At 37.9% G+C, this 17808-nt stretch carries 16 protein-coding genes; 15 read left to right on the top strand and 1 reads right to left on the bottom strand.

Translation table 11 applies throughout. The features are described 5' to 3' along the window. The 15 genes from ACTNEW_RS09465 (at position 1) to ACTNEW_RS09395 (ending at position 14654) form a co-directional block, all read left to right on the top strand. Positions 1–813 carry a glycosyltransferase gene (locus ACTNEW_RS09465; RefSeq protein ID WP_441060271.1) on the top strand — a complete coding sequence of 271 codons (813 nt, stop codon included), beginning with the start codon at positions 1–3 and terminating at the stop codon, positions 811–813. A 146-nt stretch (positions 814–959) separates the two neighbouring features. Next, the gene (locus ACTNEW_RS09460) at positions 960–1898 is read left to right on the top strand and encodes a glycosyltransferase (protein ID WP_441060269.1); all 939 of its coding nucleotides are present in this window, start codon (positions 960–962) and stop codon (positions 1896–1898) included. After that, positions 1895–3196: an O-antigen polymerase gene (locus tag ACTNEW_RS09455; RefSeq protein ID WP_441060267.1), complete on the top strand. Its 1302-nt coding sequence runs from the start codon at positions 1895–1897 to the stop codon at positions 3194–3196. The genes ACTNEW_RS09460 and ACTNEW_RS09455 overlap by 4 nt, the downstream gene beginning before the upstream one ends. A gap of 23 nt (positions 3197–3219) precedes the next feature. After that, complete coding sequence (gene rfbA / locus ACTNEW_RS09450) at positions 3220–4107, top strand: glucose-1-phosphate thymidylyltransferase RfbA (RefSeq protein WP_441060265.1); 888 nt, start codon at positions 3220–3222, stop codon at positions 4105–4107. Continuing rightward, on the top strand, positions 4107–4682 hold the full coding sequence (gene rfbC / locus ACTNEW_RS09445; protein ID WP_441060263.1) for a dTDP-4-dehydrorhamnose 3,5-epimerase: 576 nt from the start codon (positions 4107–4109) through the stop codon (positions 4680–4682). The genes rfbA and rfbC (ACTNEW_RS09445) overlap by 1 nt, the downstream gene beginning before the upstream one ends. Positions 4683–4698: 16 nt before the next feature. After that, positions 4699–5730 (top strand): dTDP-glucose 4,6-dehydratase, encoded by a 1032-nt coding sequence (gene rfbB / locus ACTNEW_RS09440; RefSeq protein ID WP_441060261.1) that lies wholly within the window; start codon positions 4699–4701, stop codon positions 5728–5730. Then, a complete protein-coding gene (gene rfbD / locus ACTNEW_RS09435) occupies positions 5730–6644 on the top strand; it encodes a dTDP-4-dehydrorhamnose reductase (protein WP_441060259.1) in 915 nt (304 codons plus the stop codon). Before rfbB ends, rfbD begins: the two co-directional genes overlap by 1 nt. Before the next feature lie 28 nt (positions 6645–6672). Beyond that, positions 6673–8115: a flippase gene (locus ACTNEW_RS09430; RefSeq protein ID WP_441060257.1), complete on the top strand. Its 1443-nt coding sequence runs from the start codon at positions 6673–6675 to the stop codon at positions 8113–8115. A 140-nt stretch (positions 8116–8255) separates the two neighbouring features. After that, the gene (locus tag ACTNEW_RS09425) at positions 8256–9110 is read left to right on the top strand and encodes a DUF4422 domain-containing protein (RefSeq protein WP_441060255.1); all 855 of its coding nucleotides are present in this window, start codon (positions 8256–8258) and stop codon (positions 9108–9110) included. A gap of 2 nt (positions 9111–9112) precedes the next feature. After that, positions 9113–9895 (top strand): glucose-1-phosphate cytidylyltransferase, encoded by a 783-nt coding sequence (rfbF, locus tag ACTNEW_RS09420; protein ID WP_441060323.1) that lies wholly within the window; start codon positions 9113–9115, stop codon positions 9893–9895. Between the two features lies 1 nt (position 9896). Then, positions 9897–10952 (top strand): CDP-glucose 4,6-dehydratase, encoded by a 1056-nt coding sequence (gene rfbG / locus ACTNEW_RS09415; RefSeq protein WP_441060253.1) that lies wholly within the window; start codon positions 9897–9899, stop codon positions 10950–10952. Positions 10953–10954: 2 nt separating this feature from the next. After that, positions 10955–12310: a lipopolysaccharide biosynthesis protein RfbH gene (rfbH, locus tag ACTNEW_RS09410; protein ID WP_441060251.1), complete on the top strand. Its 1356-nt coding sequence runs from the start codon at positions 10955–10957 to the stop codon at positions 12308–12310. Beyond that, positions 12307–13221 (top strand): NAD-dependent epimerase/dehydratase family protein, encoded by a 915-nt coding sequence (locus ACTNEW_RS09405; protein ID WP_441060249.1) that lies wholly within the window; start codon positions 12307–12309, stop codon positions 13219–13221. The genes rfbH and ACTNEW_RS09405 overlap by 4 nt, the downstream gene beginning before the upstream one ends. Before the next feature lie 3 nt (positions 13222–13224). Continuing rightward, the gene (rfbC, locus tag ACTNEW_RS09400) at positions 13225–13782 is read left to right on the top strand and encodes a dTDP-4-dehydrorhamnose 3,5-epimerase (protein ID WP_441060247.1); all 558 of its coding nucleotides are present in this window, start codon (positions 13225–13227) and stop codon (positions 13780–13782) included. A gap of 644 nt (positions 13783–14426) precedes the next feature. Next, complete coding sequence (locus ACTNEW_RS09395; RefSeq protein ID WP_441060245.1) at positions 14427–14654, top strand: helix-turn-helix domain-containing protein; 228 nt, start codon at positions 14427–14429, stop codon at positions 14652–14654. A 906-nt stretch (positions 14655–15560) separates the two neighbouring features. On the opposite strand, the gene ACTNEW_RS09390 is transcribed toward ACTNEW_RS09395, so the two are convergent. Then, positions 15561–17747 carry a hypothetical protein gene (locus ACTNEW_RS09390; protein ID WP_441060243.1) on the bottom strand — a complete coding sequence of 729 codons (2187 nt, stop codon included), beginning with the start codon at positions 17745–17747 and terminating at the stop codon, positions 15561–15563. Between the last annotated feature and the right edge of the window lie 61 nt (positions 17748–17808).

Here is a 17808-nt window from a genome sequence, read left to right as displayed (position 1 = left end):
ATGAAATTTATTGCAGGAATAGTTTTATATAATCCAGAAGAAAAGAATCTCTTATGGATAAAGGAGCTCAATTATAAAACTATATTTGACAAAATACTAATTTACGACAACAGTAAGGATAATCATGTTGGTTTCTTTTCGAGCGAAAAAATCACATATATTACTAATCAAACTAATGATGGATTATCGAAGCCATATAATCGGATGATCGAGATCTCGATAAATGAAAATGCGGATTATTTGTGTTTGCTGGATCAAGATTCAGACTATTCGCCAGAAGAAATTAATAATATGATTCTGTTTCTAAGGGAGAATACGAACTCAGTAAGTGATTCTGTAATTATTGCGCCTAGAAGTTACGCAGTAAATACACCAAGGGTAGAAAGAGGAAATTACTTAACTTCAGTAGACTATGCGATTAACTCTGGTAGTTTTTTGCAACTTAGATTAATAAAAAAAACTGAACTGAGATATGATGAACATATTTTTCTAGATGGTGTTGACTTCGAGTTTGGCTGGCAGATTAGGGACTTAGGTTACAAAATAAGTATCTATGAGGATTCGGTCTATGAGCAAAATTTAGGATATAAATTGGGAGAGGATGATAGATTTACTCATCATAATGCATTTCGATATTATTTGATTACAAAAAACCGAAGATACATCTATCGTAAACACTGCGGCATAGTGAAGGGATCGATGTTTGCTGCGATAAAGAATATTTTCTTATGTGGCAGAATTCTGTGGCATGAAGATAACAAAATAGAGAAGATGATTTCCTGTATTAAAGGAATGACTTGCTGGAGGGTATAGGATTGGTTTTTGTAAACAGGTTAGATAAATGGGTAATTATTTCTTTGAAGTTGCATAATGGTAATAATATCTGTTTTTCATAGGAAATCTATATGTTAGATACAATATCCGGTATAGGTTCAAAAATGTAAGGATAGGTAAGAAAAATGATACAATATAACAAAAAATGCACAGTTCTTATGTGCACATACAACGCTGAAAAATATATCGTTGAACAACTGGATTCACTTAGAAAACAGACATACAAGAATATTTGTGTTGTGATATATGATGACAATTCAAGAGATAATACTGTTACGATAATTCGGAATTATATTCGAAAATACGATAGTGAAATTGAAATTGTACTAAATGTAAATAAGTGTAATAGCGGAGGACCATCTGAAAATTTCAAACATATTACCTCGGATCATAGTGATGAACAATATATATGTTACTGTGATCAGGACGATATATGGGACGCTAACAAAATCCAGATAATGATGGATAAAATGATACATCTTGAGGCAACGAAACAAGCTCCATACATTGTATGCCACAATTGTGCTGTGACAGATGAAAATGCGAATGTTGTTCATCATGGAAGTATAAAAAACCTATCATTTAAACATTTAATATATCATCCAGAGGTTCAAGGATGTTGTATGATGCTGAACCATGATGCAATAAATAGGTTGAATATTGAAAATGCTATTATTTGTATGCACGATTGGTACGCATGTTTGGTAGTGGCTGCGTGTGGTGAGATAGCCCTCATTGATTCGGAACTAATAAAGTATAGACAACATTCAAATAACCAAGTTGGCTACAGCAAGAGATCATTATTTAAAAGCATAAAGGAAGCATTAAAATTAAATAACAAGTGCGAAAAATACTATGTTATGATGGAACAGTTGTATTCTGTGTCCAAAGTAATATCTGAAAATGAGTTTCTTAGAAATTTTAGAATTCTTTTCGAAGAGGAACGTTATCTTAGCATTGTGCTTCTTTTTTTTAAGGAAAAAGTCCTTGAGCTTAATACTCATGGTGTTTATCAAGGTGCTATTACATATCTGGCTTGTAAGAGGAGGGATAAGAAAAGATGATTTTTGTATTGTTATTCTGTTTGATAGCTCTACTCTTCGTACAGCATAGATTATTTTTTCGACAACTACTTCATCCTTCAAATATTGTAGTTGCTGTATTTGTAATTTCTACTTTTTTTGCAGCTGCAAATTATACAATATGGGGGGATATATCCAGTTTAACTGCGGGTGTAATCTTATTATCGGTAGTCACTTTTTCGATAGGATCTTCATTAGGAAGGAAACTAGTAATAGGAAGCTCTTCTGGATATGAGGAATATGAAATACTACCGGATATCGATATACAGCCATTTGCTACATTACTAGTTGTTTTCTTTATGTTAATCATAACCATATTAGATGCAATAGATATTATATCGATGATATCGGGTGGAATTTCAGGGATACTATCTATTATTTCTGGTGCTAGAGGAGCTGTTTATTCCGGTTTATCAATTTCTCATAATTTTTTTGTACAACAAGGTATATATTTATGCAGAGCATTAGCTTATATTTATATTTTTTTATTTGTATATAAAAGAATCAATCATAGAAGATCTCGCTTTTTTGAGCTAATCCCAATTCTGCTGTATTTTGTACAAGCCGCGTTATCTACAGGCAGAACGGAGTTTATTTACATTATATATGGGTGGCTGATTATTGACTACTTAACAAGATCTCGCTTCAATCGGTGGTCAAAAAATATTGATTTGAAATTTTCTAAAAAAATAATTATTGCGTTATTAGCTTTTGTTATTATCTTTTTAGGGATAGCTAATATCAGAAGCGAAAATGGGCATAGGGTACAGGCTTTTGAAACGATTAGTAGCTATACGGGATCTTCAATAATAGCTTTAGATAATTATATTCAGAATGAGGGGATATATAGTATTGCGCAATACTTCGGAGAGGAGACAATGAGCTTTGTCTATTCTATTATGGGGGCTTTGGGAGTTTCAAATTATTCTTCAGTAGCTACATTGTATCCAGTCACTATAGGTTTTGACAGTAGTACGATTACAAATATCTTTACTGCAATTAGAAGATACTTGCATGATTATGGAATATATGGTGCTCTGCTAATTTTCGTTTCTGAAGGCTTTATTTACGGAAAACTCTTTACAAGACTTAAGAAAAAAAATGACCCATTTCTGTCTATCATACTTTATGCATTTATTAGTTATCCGATTGTGGAAATATCTATTGAAGAAAGATTTTTCTCAAATTTTATCACGGCAAGATCTGTTTTTTGCATAATATACATATGCGTATTATATCGGATACTACTAAAACCAAAAGCCAAAAATGAAAATTATTAAATCTAACTCATTGGAGGGTAAAAATGAAAGGAATTATTCTTGCCGGAGGAGCAGGGACAAGGCTCTATCCTTTAACAATGGTAACAAGTAAACAATTGCTTCCTGTGTATGACAAACCGATGATCTATTATCCCTTATCCACATTAATGCTGGCAGGGATTAAGGACATCCTTATCATTTCCACACCGGTTGACACTCCAAGGTTTGAATCCCTTCTTGGAGATGGTTCGCAGTTTGGCGTAAACCTGTCATATAAGGTTCAACCTTCTCCGGATGGATTAGCACAGGCGTTTATCATCGGTGAGGAATTTTTAGCTGGTGAAGCCGGAGCTATGGTCCTCGGCGATAACATCTTCTACGGGAATGGATTCAGCAAGATACTGAAGGATGCTGTCGAAGATGCTGAGGTAAATGGTAGAGCTACTGTGTTCGGCTATTATGTTCCTGATCCTGAGCGTTTTGGTGTAGTTGCTTTTGATGAGAATGGACGGGCTACTTCTATTGAAGAGAAACCTGCAAATCCGAAGTCCAACTATGCGGTTACTGGACTTTATTTCTACCCAGCAGGTGTGGACAAGAAGGCGAAAGAAGTTAAACCTTCTGCTCGTGGAGAGTTGGAGATTACCACTCTGAACGAGATGTACTTAAATGAAGAAAAACTGGATGTTCAATTATTAGGTCGTGGATTTGCATGGCTCGATACAGGAACTATGGATTCTTTAGTAGAAGCTGCAGATTTCGTTCAAATGATCGAGAAGAGACAAGGAATAAAGATTTCTGCTCCGGAAGAGATTGCTTTCCGCTATGGATGGATTGATAAAGAAGGACTTTTAAAGTCCGCAGAAAAATACGGAAAGAGCCCGTACGGTCAGCATCTTAAAGCTGTAGCAGAGGGGAAGGTGCGTGGATAATGAAAGCGATAGAGACAAAAATTCCAGGTGTCCTCATCATTGAAACAGATGTATTCGGCGATCACAGAGGATATTTTACAGAAACATATAACAGGCCCAAATATGAAGCTTTAGGGATAAACACAGAATTTGTCCAGGATAACATGAGCTTCTCGGCACAGAAGGGAACACTTCGTGGTCTTCATTGGCAGAATCCTCCCTATGCTCAGGCGAAGCTTGTGTCATGTACAAAGGGAACCGTTATTGATGTGGCTGTAGATATTAGAAAAAGTTCTCCTTCATATGGCCAGTGGGTATCTGTAGAATTATCCGCAGAGAATCATAGACAGTTCTTCATCCCGAGGGGATTTGCTCATGGATTCCTGACTCTCACTGACGATGTGGAGTTCAGATACAAGTGCGATAATGTTTACAACAAACCATCAGAAGGTGGCATGAGATATGATGCACCGGAGGTTGCTGTAGACTGGGGTACGTTGTTGAACGGAATCGAACCTGTTTTGTCTGAGAAGGACAAGATTGGACCGACATTAACTGATTCTGACAATCAATTTGTGTATGGCGAGAATTGCTAATAGGAGGAAAATAGAAATGAAGACTATTTTAGTGACAGGTGGTACTGGATTTATTGGAAATTGCTTCTGTAAGCTTCTGCTTGAAGAAAGACCTGAATATAGAGTAATCAATGTGGACGTTTGCACTTATGCTGCAAATCCTTCCACTATTGAGGGCGAGCTGAAGAATCCAAACTACAAGTTCTATAAGACTGACATTAGAGATCGGGAAGCAATTGATAAGATTTTCGAAGAAGAAAAGCCGGATATCGTGGTCAACTTTGCTGCGGAAAGCCATGTAGACCGTTCTATTACTAACCCTGGTATCTTCCTTGAAACAAATATCATGGGTACAGCTGTGCTGATGGACGCATGCAGAAAGTATGGTATTGAAAGATACCACCAGGTTTCTACTGATGAAGTATATGGTGATCTTCCTCTGGACAGACCTGACCTGTTTTTCACAGAAGAGACTCCGATACATACATCTTCTCCGTATTCTACTTCGAAGGCATCTGCGGACTTGCTGGTTCTCGCATACCACAGAACCTACGGTTTGCCTGTAACGATTTCTCGTTGTTCCAACAACTATGGTCCTTATCAGTTTCCTGAGAAGTTGATTCCTCTCATGATTCATAATGCTACTCATGACAAATCGCTCCCAGTTTACGGAGAGGGCTTGAATGTTCGTGACTGGCTGTATGTAAAGGATCACTGCTATGGAATCCTTGCTGTTTTAGAAAAGGGCAAAGTTGGAGAAGTATACAATCTCGGTGGTCACAATGAGAAGGCAAACATCGAGATTGTGAAGATTATTCTTGAAAAGCTTGGAAAGCCTGAGAGCCTTATCACACATGTTGCCGACAGACATGGGCATGACCAGCGTTATGCGATTGATCCTGCGAAGGCAATGAGAGAACTGGACTGGGCTCCGACTACCATGTTCAAGGACGGAATCGTGCTCACCATCGACTGGTATATGTCCGAAGAGGGCAGAAAGTGGACAGAGGAATGCACCTCTGGTGAGTACCTCAACTGGATCGAGAAAAACTACAAGGAGAGAACGTAATGAAATTCTTTGTAACCGGCGTGAATGGTCAGTTAGGTCATGACGTCATGAATGAATTATATAAAAGAGGACATGAAGGTGTTGGTTCAGATATTGCTGAAGCTTATGCCGGTGTGCCTGATGGTTCGCCGGTTACCACAATGTCTTATATGTCCCTGGACATTACAGATAAAGATGCTGTGATGAAGACAATCACCGAAGTGAAACCTGATGCTGTTATCCACTGCGCAGCATGGACTGCTGTGGATATGGCAGAAGATGACGATAAGGTTGATGCGGTTAGAAAAGTGAATGCGGGTGGTACGCAGAACATTGCGGATGCCTGCAAAGCAGTAGACTGCAAAATGCTGTATCTTTCCACCGATTACGTATTCGATGGTCAGGGAACAGAACCTTGGAAACCGGATTGTAAGGACTATAAACCGCTTAATGTTTATGGCCAGACCAAACTTGAGGGTGAATTAGCGGTTGCTAATACTTTAAAGAAGTACTTCATCGTCCGTATCGCCTGGGTGTTTGGCCTGAATGGAAAGAACTTCATCAAGACTATGATTAATGTTGGAAAAGCACATGATGAAGTGAGAGTTGTCAATGACCAGATTGGCACACCTACCTATACATTCGACCTGGCTAGACTGCTGGTAGATATGTGTGAGTCAGAGAAATATGGCTATTATCACGCCACAAACGAGGGTGGTTACATTTCTTGGTATGACTTCTGCGTGGAGTTCTATAAGCAGTACGGTCTTACCACCAAGGTAATTCCTGTAACCACAGAAGAATATGGTCTTTCAAAGGCTAAAAGACCGGTCAACAGCAGACTGGATAAATTAAAACTTGTGGAGAATGGCTTCACACCACTTCCCACATGGCAGGATGCAGTTAGTCGGTACTTGAAAGAAGCAAAATTGTAGTCCAATTTAAGCAAAGGTATTTGCAATTATGATAAAGCGAAAGAGCGTAAAAGTAAATTTTATATATAATTTAGTCTTTCAGATGTTCATATATGCCGTCCCATTAATCACAACACCATATGTTTCAAGAATACTTGGGGCAGAAAACATAGGTCATTACAGTTATGCGATGTCTATGGTTACCTATTTTACACTTATCGCAACATTAGGAACTGGAACACATGGCCAACGAGTAACAGCATATGCGCGTAACGACACTAATCAGTTAAATGCAGCTTTTTGGAACACCCAAACTTTTCGATGCATAACCACGATAGTGGGAATCGTTTTGTATTTTGTGTATTTGAAAGTATCAAATATGTCAATTGGTATCCTAGAAATGATAGTTGTTTTGAATATCATTAATGTTGCCTTTGATATTAGTTGGTTTTTTCAAGGCCTAGAAGATTTCAAACAGACTGCGATAAGAGGATTGGCTGTAAAAATAGGCGGCTTGTTAGGTATATTTCTTTTTGTACGAGATAATGGTGATACGTGGAAATATGCATTAATTCTATTAGGTTCGACATTTTTAGGGAATCTCTCTTTGTGGAGATTCTTACATAAGACGATTGGATTACCTAAAAGAATTGAACCTTTTCATGATCTAAAAGACATAGTACTAGTTTTTTTGCCAACGGTTGCTACTCAGGTCTACATGGTGTTAGACAAGAGCATGATTGGATGGATAACACAATCGAATTATGAAAATGGATGCTATGAACAATCTGAAAAAATAGTAAGAGTATTGTTGATGGTTATTTCCTCTGTTTCAGCAGTTATGCTACCGCGTATTGCTAGTCTATTCAGTGAAAATAACATGGAAGGAATACGGAATTATATATATAAATCGTATCGTGTTGTTTGGTTTCTGTCTATTCCTTTTATGTTCGGACTTATTTCTGTAGCTGATATTTTTATGCCACTATTTTTAGGGCCAGGATATGATATGTCTGTTCCTTTAGTTATTATCTTCTCTTGGCTTTTTATTGTTGTTGGTATGGCATCAGTCACTGGCTTAGCATATTTAGTTCCAACTAAGCAACAAAATGTATATACAGCATCAGTATCATTAGCTGCAATTGTGAACTTTATAATGAATTCATTTTTAATTCCTAAGATAGGTGCATATGGCGCTGCGATTGCTTCAATAACGGCAGAAACGGTTGGGGCAACCTTCCAAATTATATTTTGTATAATTAAAAAACAGTTGCAGTTTAAAAAAATATTTGTGCCGTCGTGGAAATATGTACTGTCTGGAGCAATTATGTTTGTAGTTTTGCAAGTGGTAAAAAAGCAGGTTGGTACTGGTATATTAAGTTTTTCAATTCTGGTAATGACTGGAATTATTGTATACGTTGGAATGATACTGATTTTAAAAGATGATATAGTCTATGGTTTTGCCTCAAATATTTTTAAGAGAAGTAGTTAATAATCTCCTTTCTGATTTGTAGGTATACACCCTACATATAGTAGGGGTCGATACTATTCTCTTGATTTACAGTTCTGTGTTCGTTACATACTTCTGTAGAGAAACTTGTATATAATCAAAAGAAAAGGAGAGTTAAAATTGTGGAAGTTAAAATATACACAATAACGCATAAGATATTTAAAAAACCTGATGAAGATATCTACGTTCCGATTGTAGCAGGTGCGTTTGAATACGATAAAAATGCTTTTCCCAAAGACTATATTCGCGATGATACGGGAGATAATATTTCGGATAAACATGATTTGTATTCAGAATACACAGCATTGTACTGGATTTATAAGAACTCAAACGCAGATTTAGTCGGAATTAATCATTATAGACGTTATTTTATTAATGCAAATTGGATTCGATATCTGAAATGTTTATGTAATTTTAATCGATATTTTGACAAATATCTGTTGAAAGAGAAAGATATATTAGACTTTTTTGATCAAGGTTACAATTGCATACTTCCTAAAAAGTATTCCAGAACAAATAATAATCTCTATGAACAGTATAAGGAGCTATATAACGTAGAATTGCTTCATAGAGTAGGTGAATTACTTCAAAATCACTATCCGGAAATGCATACGGTATATCTTGATTTGCTAGGTTCCTATGATTTTTATGGAAAGTGCATCATTATCCTTAAAAAGGAGGATTTCGATGAGTACTGTGCTTGGTGGACAAATATAATCAATAGTATAGAAAACAGCGGGTACGAGGCAAAAGAAAGAGAATATGCATACTTAATGGAACGTATCATGAATGTTTGGGTTGAGTATAAGAAACGTCGTGGGGAATTGAGAGCGAAAGAATGTTTCTGGGTAAATACAGAATATCCAATCTGGAAAATTACATCTCGTATATCAGAGTTCATACTGCCTAAGTGGTTAGCGGTCTTTATTCGTAAGGTTAGAAATATAAATAAGAAACGAGAGGAAGTGAGGTCATAATGATGAAAGTAGTCATATTAGCAGGTGGTTTTGGCACTAGAATATCTGAAGAATCTGCATATAAACCTAAGCCAATGATAGAAATCGGTGGTATGCCTATCCTCTGGCATATCATGAAAACATATTCTCATTATGGATTTAATGAGTTTATTATCTGCGCTGGTTACAAGCAGCATGTAATAAAAGAATGGTTCGCCGACTATTTTCTCCATACCTCCGATATCACGTTTGATTACACCAACGGTAATAATGAGATGATTGTTCACAACAAGCATGCTGAGCCTTGGAAAGTTACAGTCGTTGATACCGGTTTGAATACACAGACTGGTGGACGAGTGAAACGTATTAGAGACTATGTTGGTAGCGAAGAATTCATGCTTACATATGGGGATGCTGTTGGCGATGTCAATATAAAGGAATTGTTTGATTTTCATCATTCACATGGCAGGATAGGAACCATGTCAATGTACAACTTTGGCCAGAACAAGGGAGTGGTAGAAGTTGGAAAAGATGGCGTCATAGATGCATTCAGGGAAAAGTCAGATACAGATGGGGATTTAATAAACATTGGATTTATGGTATTTAAGCCAGAAATCTTTGACTATATCGAAGGTGATTCAACTCCGTTTGAAAAAGAGCCTTTAACTAACCTGGTTAAAGATAAACAGCTAGTTGGATATATTCATAGGGGCTATTGGCAATGTATGGACACTTTGCGCGAAAAACAGCAGATTGAAAGGCTGTGGGAATCCGGTAATGCACCCTGGAAAATATGGGAGGGCTAATATGGTTGAATTCTATAAAGGAAAAAGAGTATTAGTTACTGGTCACACAGGTTTCAAGGGATCTTGGCTATGCAGAATTCTGATAAACGCTGGGGCAGAAGTTGCTGGTTATTCTCTTAATCCACCAACAAATCCATCTCTTTTCGAGATTGCTGGGTTAGAAGATAAGATGAATAGTGTTATTGGGGATATAAGAGATTATGAGCAATTATATAAAGTGTTCGAGGAAACCGAACCCGAGATTGTTCTCCATCTAGCTGCACAGCCAATTGTGCGCGATAGCTACAAGGATCCAAAGTATACATATGAAACCAATGTAATGGGTACGGTTAATCTCTTGGAATGTGTTCGCCACTTCCCGTGTGTAAAGTCTGTCCTCAATGTCACAACCGATAAGGTTTATCACAATAATGAATGGTGCTGGGGCTACAGGGAGGACGAGCCACTTGATGGCTATGATCCATACTCCAATTCCAAATCATGTTCTGAATTAGTTACACATAGCTACAAGAGTAGCTTTTTTGATGGAAAAGACATCGCTGTTTCTACCGCAAGAGCAGGTAATGTAATAGGCGGTGGCGACTTTGCCAATGACCGTATCATCCCGGACTGTGTCAGGGCAATGAAAGCTGGAAAAGTAATTGGAGTCAGAAATCCATACTCCACTCGTCCATACCAACATGTATTAGAACCTCTTGCAGTTTACCTTACCATTGCAGCCAAGCAATATGAAGATCATACATACCAAGGCTACTACAACGTAGGACCGGATGACTGTGATTGCGTTACAACCGGAGATTTGGTTGATTTATTCTGCAAGCATTGGGGCAAAGGTGCCGCGTGGGAAAATCAAGCAGAAGAAAATGCACCGCACGAAGCAAACTTCCTGAAGCTTGATTGTAGCAAAATCAAGTCCACGTTCGGTTGGAAGCCTAGATGGCATATGGAAGAGTGCATGGAAAAGGTATGTGAATTCTCTAAGGTATGGTTAGCCGGAGGAGATATTCCTGCTGAAATGGATAGAGAGATTAAAGAATTTTTTGAGGGAGAGAAGTAACTATGGCAAAATGGACAAATGAAGCTGAAGCCAGAGAAGAAATTAAGTCTCTGGTAGGCGAATATTATAAAGAATTTAAAGAACCAGTAGAAAGCAAGGAAAACTTTAAGCCGGGTGATAGAGTTAGCTATGCATCCCGTGTATATGATGAAAAAGAAATGCAGTCGTTAACGGATGCAATGCTTGACTTCTGGCTTACAACCGGTAGATTCTCCAACCAGTTTGAGAAAGATTTTGCCGCATGGATTGGTGTAAAACATGCACATCTTGTCAATTCCGGTTCTTCTGCAAACCTTATTGCTTTCTCTGTCTTAACCGCACCTGAACTTGGCGACAGACAGATTAAACGAGGGGATGAGGTAATTACCGTAGCTTGTGGTTTCCCGACTACAATCACCCCGATTCTTCAATATGGTGCAGTTCCTGTATTTGTTGATGTAACTGTTCCTCAGTACAACATTGATGTTACTCAGCTGGAAGCAGCTTTATCCGAAAAGACTAAAGCGGTTATGATTGCTCATACACTTGGCAATCCTTTTGACTTGAAGGCTGTTAAGGAATTCTGTGATAAGCATAATCTATGGCTTGTTGAAGATAACTGCGATGCTCTAGGCACAAAGTATACAATAGATGGAGAAACAAGGTTTACAGGCACTTGGGGAGATATCGGTACATCTTCATTCTATCCTCCTCATCATATGACGATGGGTGAGGGTGGTGCAGTATATACAAACAACCCACTCTTTAATCGCCTAATTCTTTCTTATCGTGACTGGGGTAGAGATTGCATCTGTGTATCTGGTCAGGATAATCTTTGTGGCCACAGATGGGATGGACAGTTTGGTGAGCTGCCTAAGGGGTATGACCACAAGTATACTTACTCACACTTTGGTTATAACCTTAAAGTTACAGACCTTCAGGCAGCAGTTGGTGTTGAGCAGCTGAAAAAGTTCCCTTCCTTTATTGAAAGAAGAAAGCACAATTGGGCAAGACTTCACGCAGCACTTGAAGATATTCAGGACAAGATTATTCTTCCTGAGCCCGCAGAAAATTCCGATCCTTCTTGGTTTGGCTTCCTCATTTCTGTTCGCCCTGAAACTGGTCTGAATAGAAATGATGTAACCAAGTATATCGAAAGCAAGAACGTACAGACTAGACTTCTGTTCTCTGGAAACATCATTAAGCAGCCTTGCTTCAACGAAATCAGAGGAACTGATGCATATAGAGTTGTAGGTAACTTGGAGAATAGCGACTTCGTGGTAAACAATACATTCTGGGTTGGTGTATATCCTGGCATGACAGATGCAATGATTGATTACATGGCTCTAGTAATTAAGGAAGCTGTGGGAAACAAATGAGAAAAGCAATTGTTACAGGTGCAAATGGTTTTATAGGTACTGCTCTCTGCAAAGAACTCTCTAGACAGGGAATTTCTGTTATTGCTGTAGTTCGCAATAAGGAAGAGAATGTTTCAAGTATTGAGAGTTTGAGGGGATTGAGGATAGTCTATTCTGACTTATCTGAGTTCAAAAACTTGCATGAAGTAATCTCTGACAGAGATGTTGATGTCCTGTATCATTTAGCATGGGTAGGGAGTGCTGGTCCATTAAGAGGCAATGCAGAGGTACAATTTAATAATATCAAGTACACATGCGACACTGTTGAAGCTTGTTCAAAGATGGATTGCAAAAGGTTTGTTTTTGCTTCAAGCATCATGGAATATGAAATCGAAGCCGTGATGTCAACAGATGCTACACCGGGAATTAATACATTGTATTCTAGTGCAAAAGTTTCAGCTGACTATATGGCGAGAACAATTGCCGGTTCTTTAGGCATAGATTATATCAGAGCGGTAATTAGCAATATTTTTGGCCCTGGGGAGCTTAGTCCAAGACTTGTAAATACAAGCATAAGAAAACTGCTTAATGGTGAACATTGTGCTTTTTCTGCTGGTGAACAAACATATGATTTTATCTATATAGATGATGCGGCAAAAACGTTTGTAGCAATTGGCGAAAAAGGTGTGGCAAATCGAACCTATTATATAGGGAGCCAGAACCCAAAACCATTAAAAGAATTCTTGTGTGAACTCCGTGATCAGGTTGATCCCAATATTGAAATAGGGCTTGGAGAGATTCCATTTAATGGTGTTTCCCTAACTTACAACGAGTTCAACATTCATGCAGTAAAAGAAGATACTGGTTTCGTGCCAACAGTATCCTTCTCGGAAGGAATTCAAAACACTATAAAATGGATTAAGGAGAACTGAGCTATGTCTAGTTTCTCATTTACAAAGCTAGGATTAGAAGGTGCTTATCTAATAGAGTACTTTTCAGTAGGAGATAACCGAGGTGGTTTCTCAAAGTCTTTTGAAAAGGATATTTATAATGAAGCTGGGATTGAATTCACTCTAAATGAGACATTCATCTCTGTTTCTGCTAAAAATGTTATACGTGGATTACATTTCCAGACTAACAATCCTCAAGCAAAACTCGTGAGTGTGCCTAAAGGAAAAGTGTACGATGTGATTGTGGATTTACGTCCAGATAGTCCGACATTCAAAAAGTGGGAAGGATACGAGTTAAGTGATCAAAACCACAGAGCTTTATTTGTTCCTAGAGGTTTTGCCCATGGGTTTGCTTCACTCGAAGATGGGACCTTGATGATGTATCAATGTGACGGCGCATATGACAAGGAGACGGATACTGGTATAAGATTCGATGACCCAGATATTGGTATTGAATGGCCGGTAGAGAAGGGTAAGGATATTCATTCACAAAGAGATTTGGGATTGATGAGCTTCCAGGATTATGTGGCAAGATGTCAATAATCTCCCATTGTTCGAACGTTTCAGTTCTCCAATTTCCTGCCCACTTCATTTTTATTCAACTGGAAAAGCAAATTTCCAGTGAAAAGATAGGTGGGAGGCAAGGCATGAAAGGTGTGGAGAAGTAAAAAAATCGTCACCTTGCCATCTACCAAACCAGCCTAAAATGTGGTATACTATTTACTAATCCAGGGATGAATTTGCTTTATTGGTTTATAAGCAAAGAGGTTGTTTGCTTGATAAGCAAAATCAAGTGTCAGTAATCTCCCAATTTTCGAGCATTTTCGTCATCCAATTTTCGCCCAATAATCTCCCATAAAAAAAGCAGCCGAAGCTGCGATTTCACTTTATTATCTTTCCAGCCGCGTGGCTTGAATGGGTAGCGAAAAGAGATGAAGAATAATGGCGGCTAGAAAAGAAGATGTGGTGTAACCGCGCAAAAAAGCTGCGAAAAAAGTGCGCCAAAATTGTGGTCCACACCAAGGAAAGCAATCATCTAGCCTAATGGTTAACATTATAATCTGCGAGCTTAAGAAATAATCGAGCAAATCTGAACTCACACGTCATAATGTGAGCTTCCAAATAATTACAAAAGACAAGCGTTTTCAATATAATAACCACATACTCTTACGGTGGTGGATACGAAAATGCTTACAGTGGATGAACAGAAGGCTCAGAGGACTGATGCACAGAAAACTGCTGCACAGAACACTAATATAGATGACATTTTGCTTGGCAAGCGTGTAAAAATCGCAAGGAAAGCGAAGCGCCTGACCCAGGAAGAACTCGCAAGCCTTTGTGACTGCACACCAACTCACATTTGCAACATTGAAAACGGGAAAATTGGTATTGTCAGTAATTGTTATCGTGCATAGAACATAAGAATTTAATGCATTAATTGTTTGGGGGACGCAGGAGTGTCAATGTGCTTCAGTTGGGTAAATCCAGTTGGAGCATTTTTATGCTCAACGGCTGAAATTTAAGTGCTTACTTTATTTCTATTATGAGTCTTAAAGGTTAAGTTTCATCTTTTAATACCACTAGCTCAATCGTATGTGAATTGTCAAGGTGCTTCAGTTGCTTTCAAACAACTGGGGGCATTTCTGATTGTAGTAAAAAGTTGGTTATTACATTAAAAATGTCCATTGGGGCAATCATAAGAAATGCCCGAAAATTAATATGCTTACTTCAGGAGTGGGATGATCAAATTAGAGAATGACAAAGCAGGCCAGTTGACATGAGTGTTGCCAGCTGGCCTGCTGATCACGGCATCACAAAAACGAATTATGTCTGCTATGTCAACCGGAAATGTAGAAAGAATACTGAACAAGTATGCAGAAAAAATCAGACCTGAGCATCCTGGTCTTCCGCAAAAGTTGTACCCACATATGCTCCGAGGAACTAGGGCTTGTGGAGCGTATCAAAATGGAGTTTAACTTGAACTTGTACCCAGAATGCTGGAACATACTTCAACTCAAACGATTCGAATATACGCATCTCCATCGATTGAAATGCGGAAAAAGGTCATGGAAAACAGTGGAAGCTGTCCTGAATGCGACCAACGGGACTCTCCGTATGATCAATAAGATCTGCAGACGCAGCCTGATGATCGGTGTCAGTCAGAACCAGGACATCATTGATGCGGATACTGTAAGAAAAGCAGTTTTAGATAATCAACTGGGATAACACCCCTACAGAGCCATACACAGGTCCATGTGTGTGGCTTAATTATTTTGACGAATGACAATTTGTCGAACCGACCGATATTTAAGCGGTTACTTTTAAGCTGATTGTTGCTTTCTTTTACTATATTCTTTCAAGAGATTAATCACTGAAGTAATGTTTTCTTTCTTCTTCATTACTTCATATGTATTATGAATGTGTTTCATTTGCTCCTCTTGGGCTTTTATTACTATTTCCAATGTAGCACTGTTGCCAATTGGTACGGCTTCAGGTGTCGACTCATTAACGACATTTGAATAGTAAGAAGCCATAACAGTCTTTGTGTAGGTGTCATAATCTATATAAGTACCAGTAGTAAACTTGTTCAATTCAGAGAGATATCTGACAGCGGCGATTGTGTCATTTAGTTGTTTGAACTGCCAGTTCTGTATAGCCATCTCATATTTGATTGCTAATGATTTGGTGTTGTTCTCTTGGGTATGGACTTTCTTGTAGGCGACACCAATATAACGGGTTTCCTTGGTTTCAATGTTATTATATAAAAGGATAATAGAGTCACTCATAGGTGGATCAAAGTCATATACTCGTACCCATTTCTTATTACGTTTTGATATGAATTGCTTTAATTCTGGACAGTCATATAATGTATTATTATAACGTATTCCCTGTGTAGTGACCTTGCATTTTTGTTTTTCACTTAGAAAATAGCTCATAGTAGTCCAAGAAGGTGTAATTCCATTATATCGTGGAGAGTTCATATAACGTTCCACTGGTGACAAACCATCTTTTCCAGGGGTTGTGTTATAGCTAGGTACAATATAGTCAAACCAGTATTGTACAAACTTCTCATAATCCCAGATTGATCCACTTTTGATATAGCGTTCCATGACATCCTTTCTCTTTAAATATGCAGCACGCTTCCCCTTTTTGTTCCCGATATAGCCTGGAATGCAAGATAGGTATTTCTTTTTTAGTATGCCAAATGTTCTTTCTATGGGCTTTGAATTTGGGGATCTTCGTTTGGCGTGACGTACCTTAGTTTGGATAAGAGACAACAGTGGGTTATCAACAAGGACTTCATTCAGATGAACCTCTTTTCTTTTTCCTGTTACGAAATCGGATAAATAATCAGCACCATTATCGGCATAAAGGACAGCAAAAGAGCCATGGAAAGGGGAGTTAGGCTTTATAGCCATAGCACGGCAGATACACTCCATAATCGTATATTTGTTTGGTGAGAGTGATATAACGGATCCTACTATTGCACCGGAGCATGAATCTACAAGCATCGTTACCCAAGGACGTACGAGTTCATAGCAGCCTTTCCCTCTGTTATATACTTTTACAAGGGTTGAAAGCATGCTGTGATCTGCACAAACTACTTCGTTTACTTGCATACAATGATCTCTTAGTATTTTGGATCCATATCGGACCATGAACCTGTTTTTATCAGTTTTAGCTAGATACATTGCTTGTTCTCCCTCATTATTGATCAATCTTGTAATTGTAGATTCGCTTTGTGGAATGACAAGACCATCGTTTTTGCATCTTGAACATTCAGTAAGCACAAAACTGCTCATTATGGCGTTTATGTCATTTTTGGCAAAATAGTGCATGAAGGAGTCTTTGTTGTGAGGACAGTCTGCGCAGATGTTAGGATTATCCTCTTTTATCTTCTGTAAATCCTGAAGAATGCTATTTCTAGTTGGGGTTTCCTTTCTAAAAGCTCGTTCGAATATAAGATCTCTGGCATAGGCACAAATATTTTTTTTGTAGTTGACTTCATTTATCTTTAGAAGTTTTGTGAAGCCAGGTATGCCACTTAATGTTTTCTTATAATCATAGAGTCTGGATTTGGTAAGACCATATTCGTTTAAAAGTTGCTTAGTAATCTCTAGAGGTTCTTCATTGTATTTGGGATCTGTTTTGAGAATTAAGTCTTTGATTGCATTTAGTTCTCGAATTAGCTTCTTCTCTGCTTTTCTAGAATACTTGGCTCTATAGGCTAAAAAATCAATATCGACGATGTCGTCATTAGCAAGATAATGATTTAGATATTTGGCATTTGCTTCTTCAGGAAGATATGAAAGAGGAATGATTTTTTTGTTTCTAAAGTTTTCATATTTTTCATCATCTTTCTCTGGTATCTCTCGAAGATATTCCTCTAGTATTGGAAAGTAGCCTTCTTTGAGCATTTGAAAGTAGTCTTTTTCAGAGATTTTTGAGTAAGTAGATGCATCTTTAATTGATACTTTTAGTCCTAACATGTCATTTATGAATTCCATTGGTTTTCTCCTTGTATTTTTGATCTGTCTTTTGATTGAATTGAGGCTATCTTTCATGTTT

The sequence above is a fragment of the Blautia sp. HCP3S3_G3 genome, from assembly GCF_052063365.1.
Lineage (GTDB): Bacteria > Bacillota > Clostridia > Lachnospirales > Lachnospiraceae > Blautia_A.
The sequence above is the reverse complement of the archived record's forward strand: the minus strand, read 5'-3'. Positions and strand labels throughout refer to the sequence as shown.

What these genes read in the sequence shown, in the direction of transcription:
- rfbD (WP_441060259.1), top strand. Translation starts at nt 5,730, where the DNA reads ATGAAATTCTTTGTAACCGGCGTGAATGGTCAGTTAGGTCATGACGTC.
- ACTNEW_RS09455 (WP_441060267.1), top strand. Translation starts at nt 1,895, where the DNA reads ATGATTTTTGTATTGTTATTCTGTTTGATAGCTCTACTCTTCGTACAG.
- ACTNEW_RS09405 (WP_441060249.1), top strand. Translation starts at nt 12,307, where the DNA reads ATGAGAAAAGCAATTGTTACAGGTGCAAATGGTTTTATAGGTACTGCT.
- ACTNEW_RS09460 (WP_441060269.1), top strand. Translation starts at nt 960, where the DNA reads ATGATACAATATAACAAAAAATGCACAGTTCTTATGTGCACATACAAC.
- ACTNEW_RS09465 (WP_441060271.1), top strand. Translation starts at nt 1, where the DNA reads ATGAAATTTATTGCAGGAATAGTTTTATATAATCCAGAAGAAAAGAAT.
- rfbB (WP_441060261.1), top strand. Translation starts at nt 4,699, where the DNA reads ATGAAGACTATTTTAGTGACAGGTGGTACTGGATTTATTGGAAATTGC.
- ACTNEW_RS09390 (WP_441060243.1), bottom strand. Translation starts at nt 17,747, where the DNA reads ATGGAATTCATAAATGACATGTTAGGACTAAAAGTATCAATTAAAGAT.
- rfbH (WP_441060251.1), top strand. Translation starts at nt 10,955, where the DNA reads ATGGCAAAATGGACAAATGAAGCTGAAGCCAGAGAAGAAATTAAGTCT.
- rfbG (WP_441060253.1), top strand. Translation starts at nt 9,897, where the DNA reads ATGGTTGAATTCTATAAAGGAAAAAGAGTATTAGTTACTGGTCACACA.
- rfbC (WP_441060263.1), top strand. Translation starts at nt 4,107, where the DNA reads ATGAAAGCGATAGAGACAAAAATTCCAGGTGTCCTCATCATTGAAACA.
- rfbC (WP_441060247.1), top strand. Translation starts at nt 13,225, where the DNA reads ATGTCTAGTTTCTCATTTACAAAGCTAGGATTAGAAGGTGCTTATCTA.
- rfbA (WP_441060265.1), top strand. Translation starts at nt 3,220, where the DNA reads ATGAAAGGAATTATTCTTGCCGGAGGAGCAGGGACAAGGCTCTATCCT.
- ACTNEW_RS09430 (WP_441060257.1), top strand. Translation starts at nt 6,673, where the DNA reads ATGATAAAGCGAAAGAGCGTAAAAGTAAATTTTATATATAATTTAGTC.
- rfbF (WP_441060323.1), top strand. Translation starts at nt 9,113, where the DNA reads ATGAAAGTAGTCATATTAGCAGGTGGTTTTGGCACTAGAATATCTGAA.
- ACTNEW_RS09395 (WP_441060245.1), top strand. Translation starts at nt 14,427, where the DNA reads ATGCTTACAGTGGATGAACAGAAGGCTCAGAGGACTGATGCACAGAAA.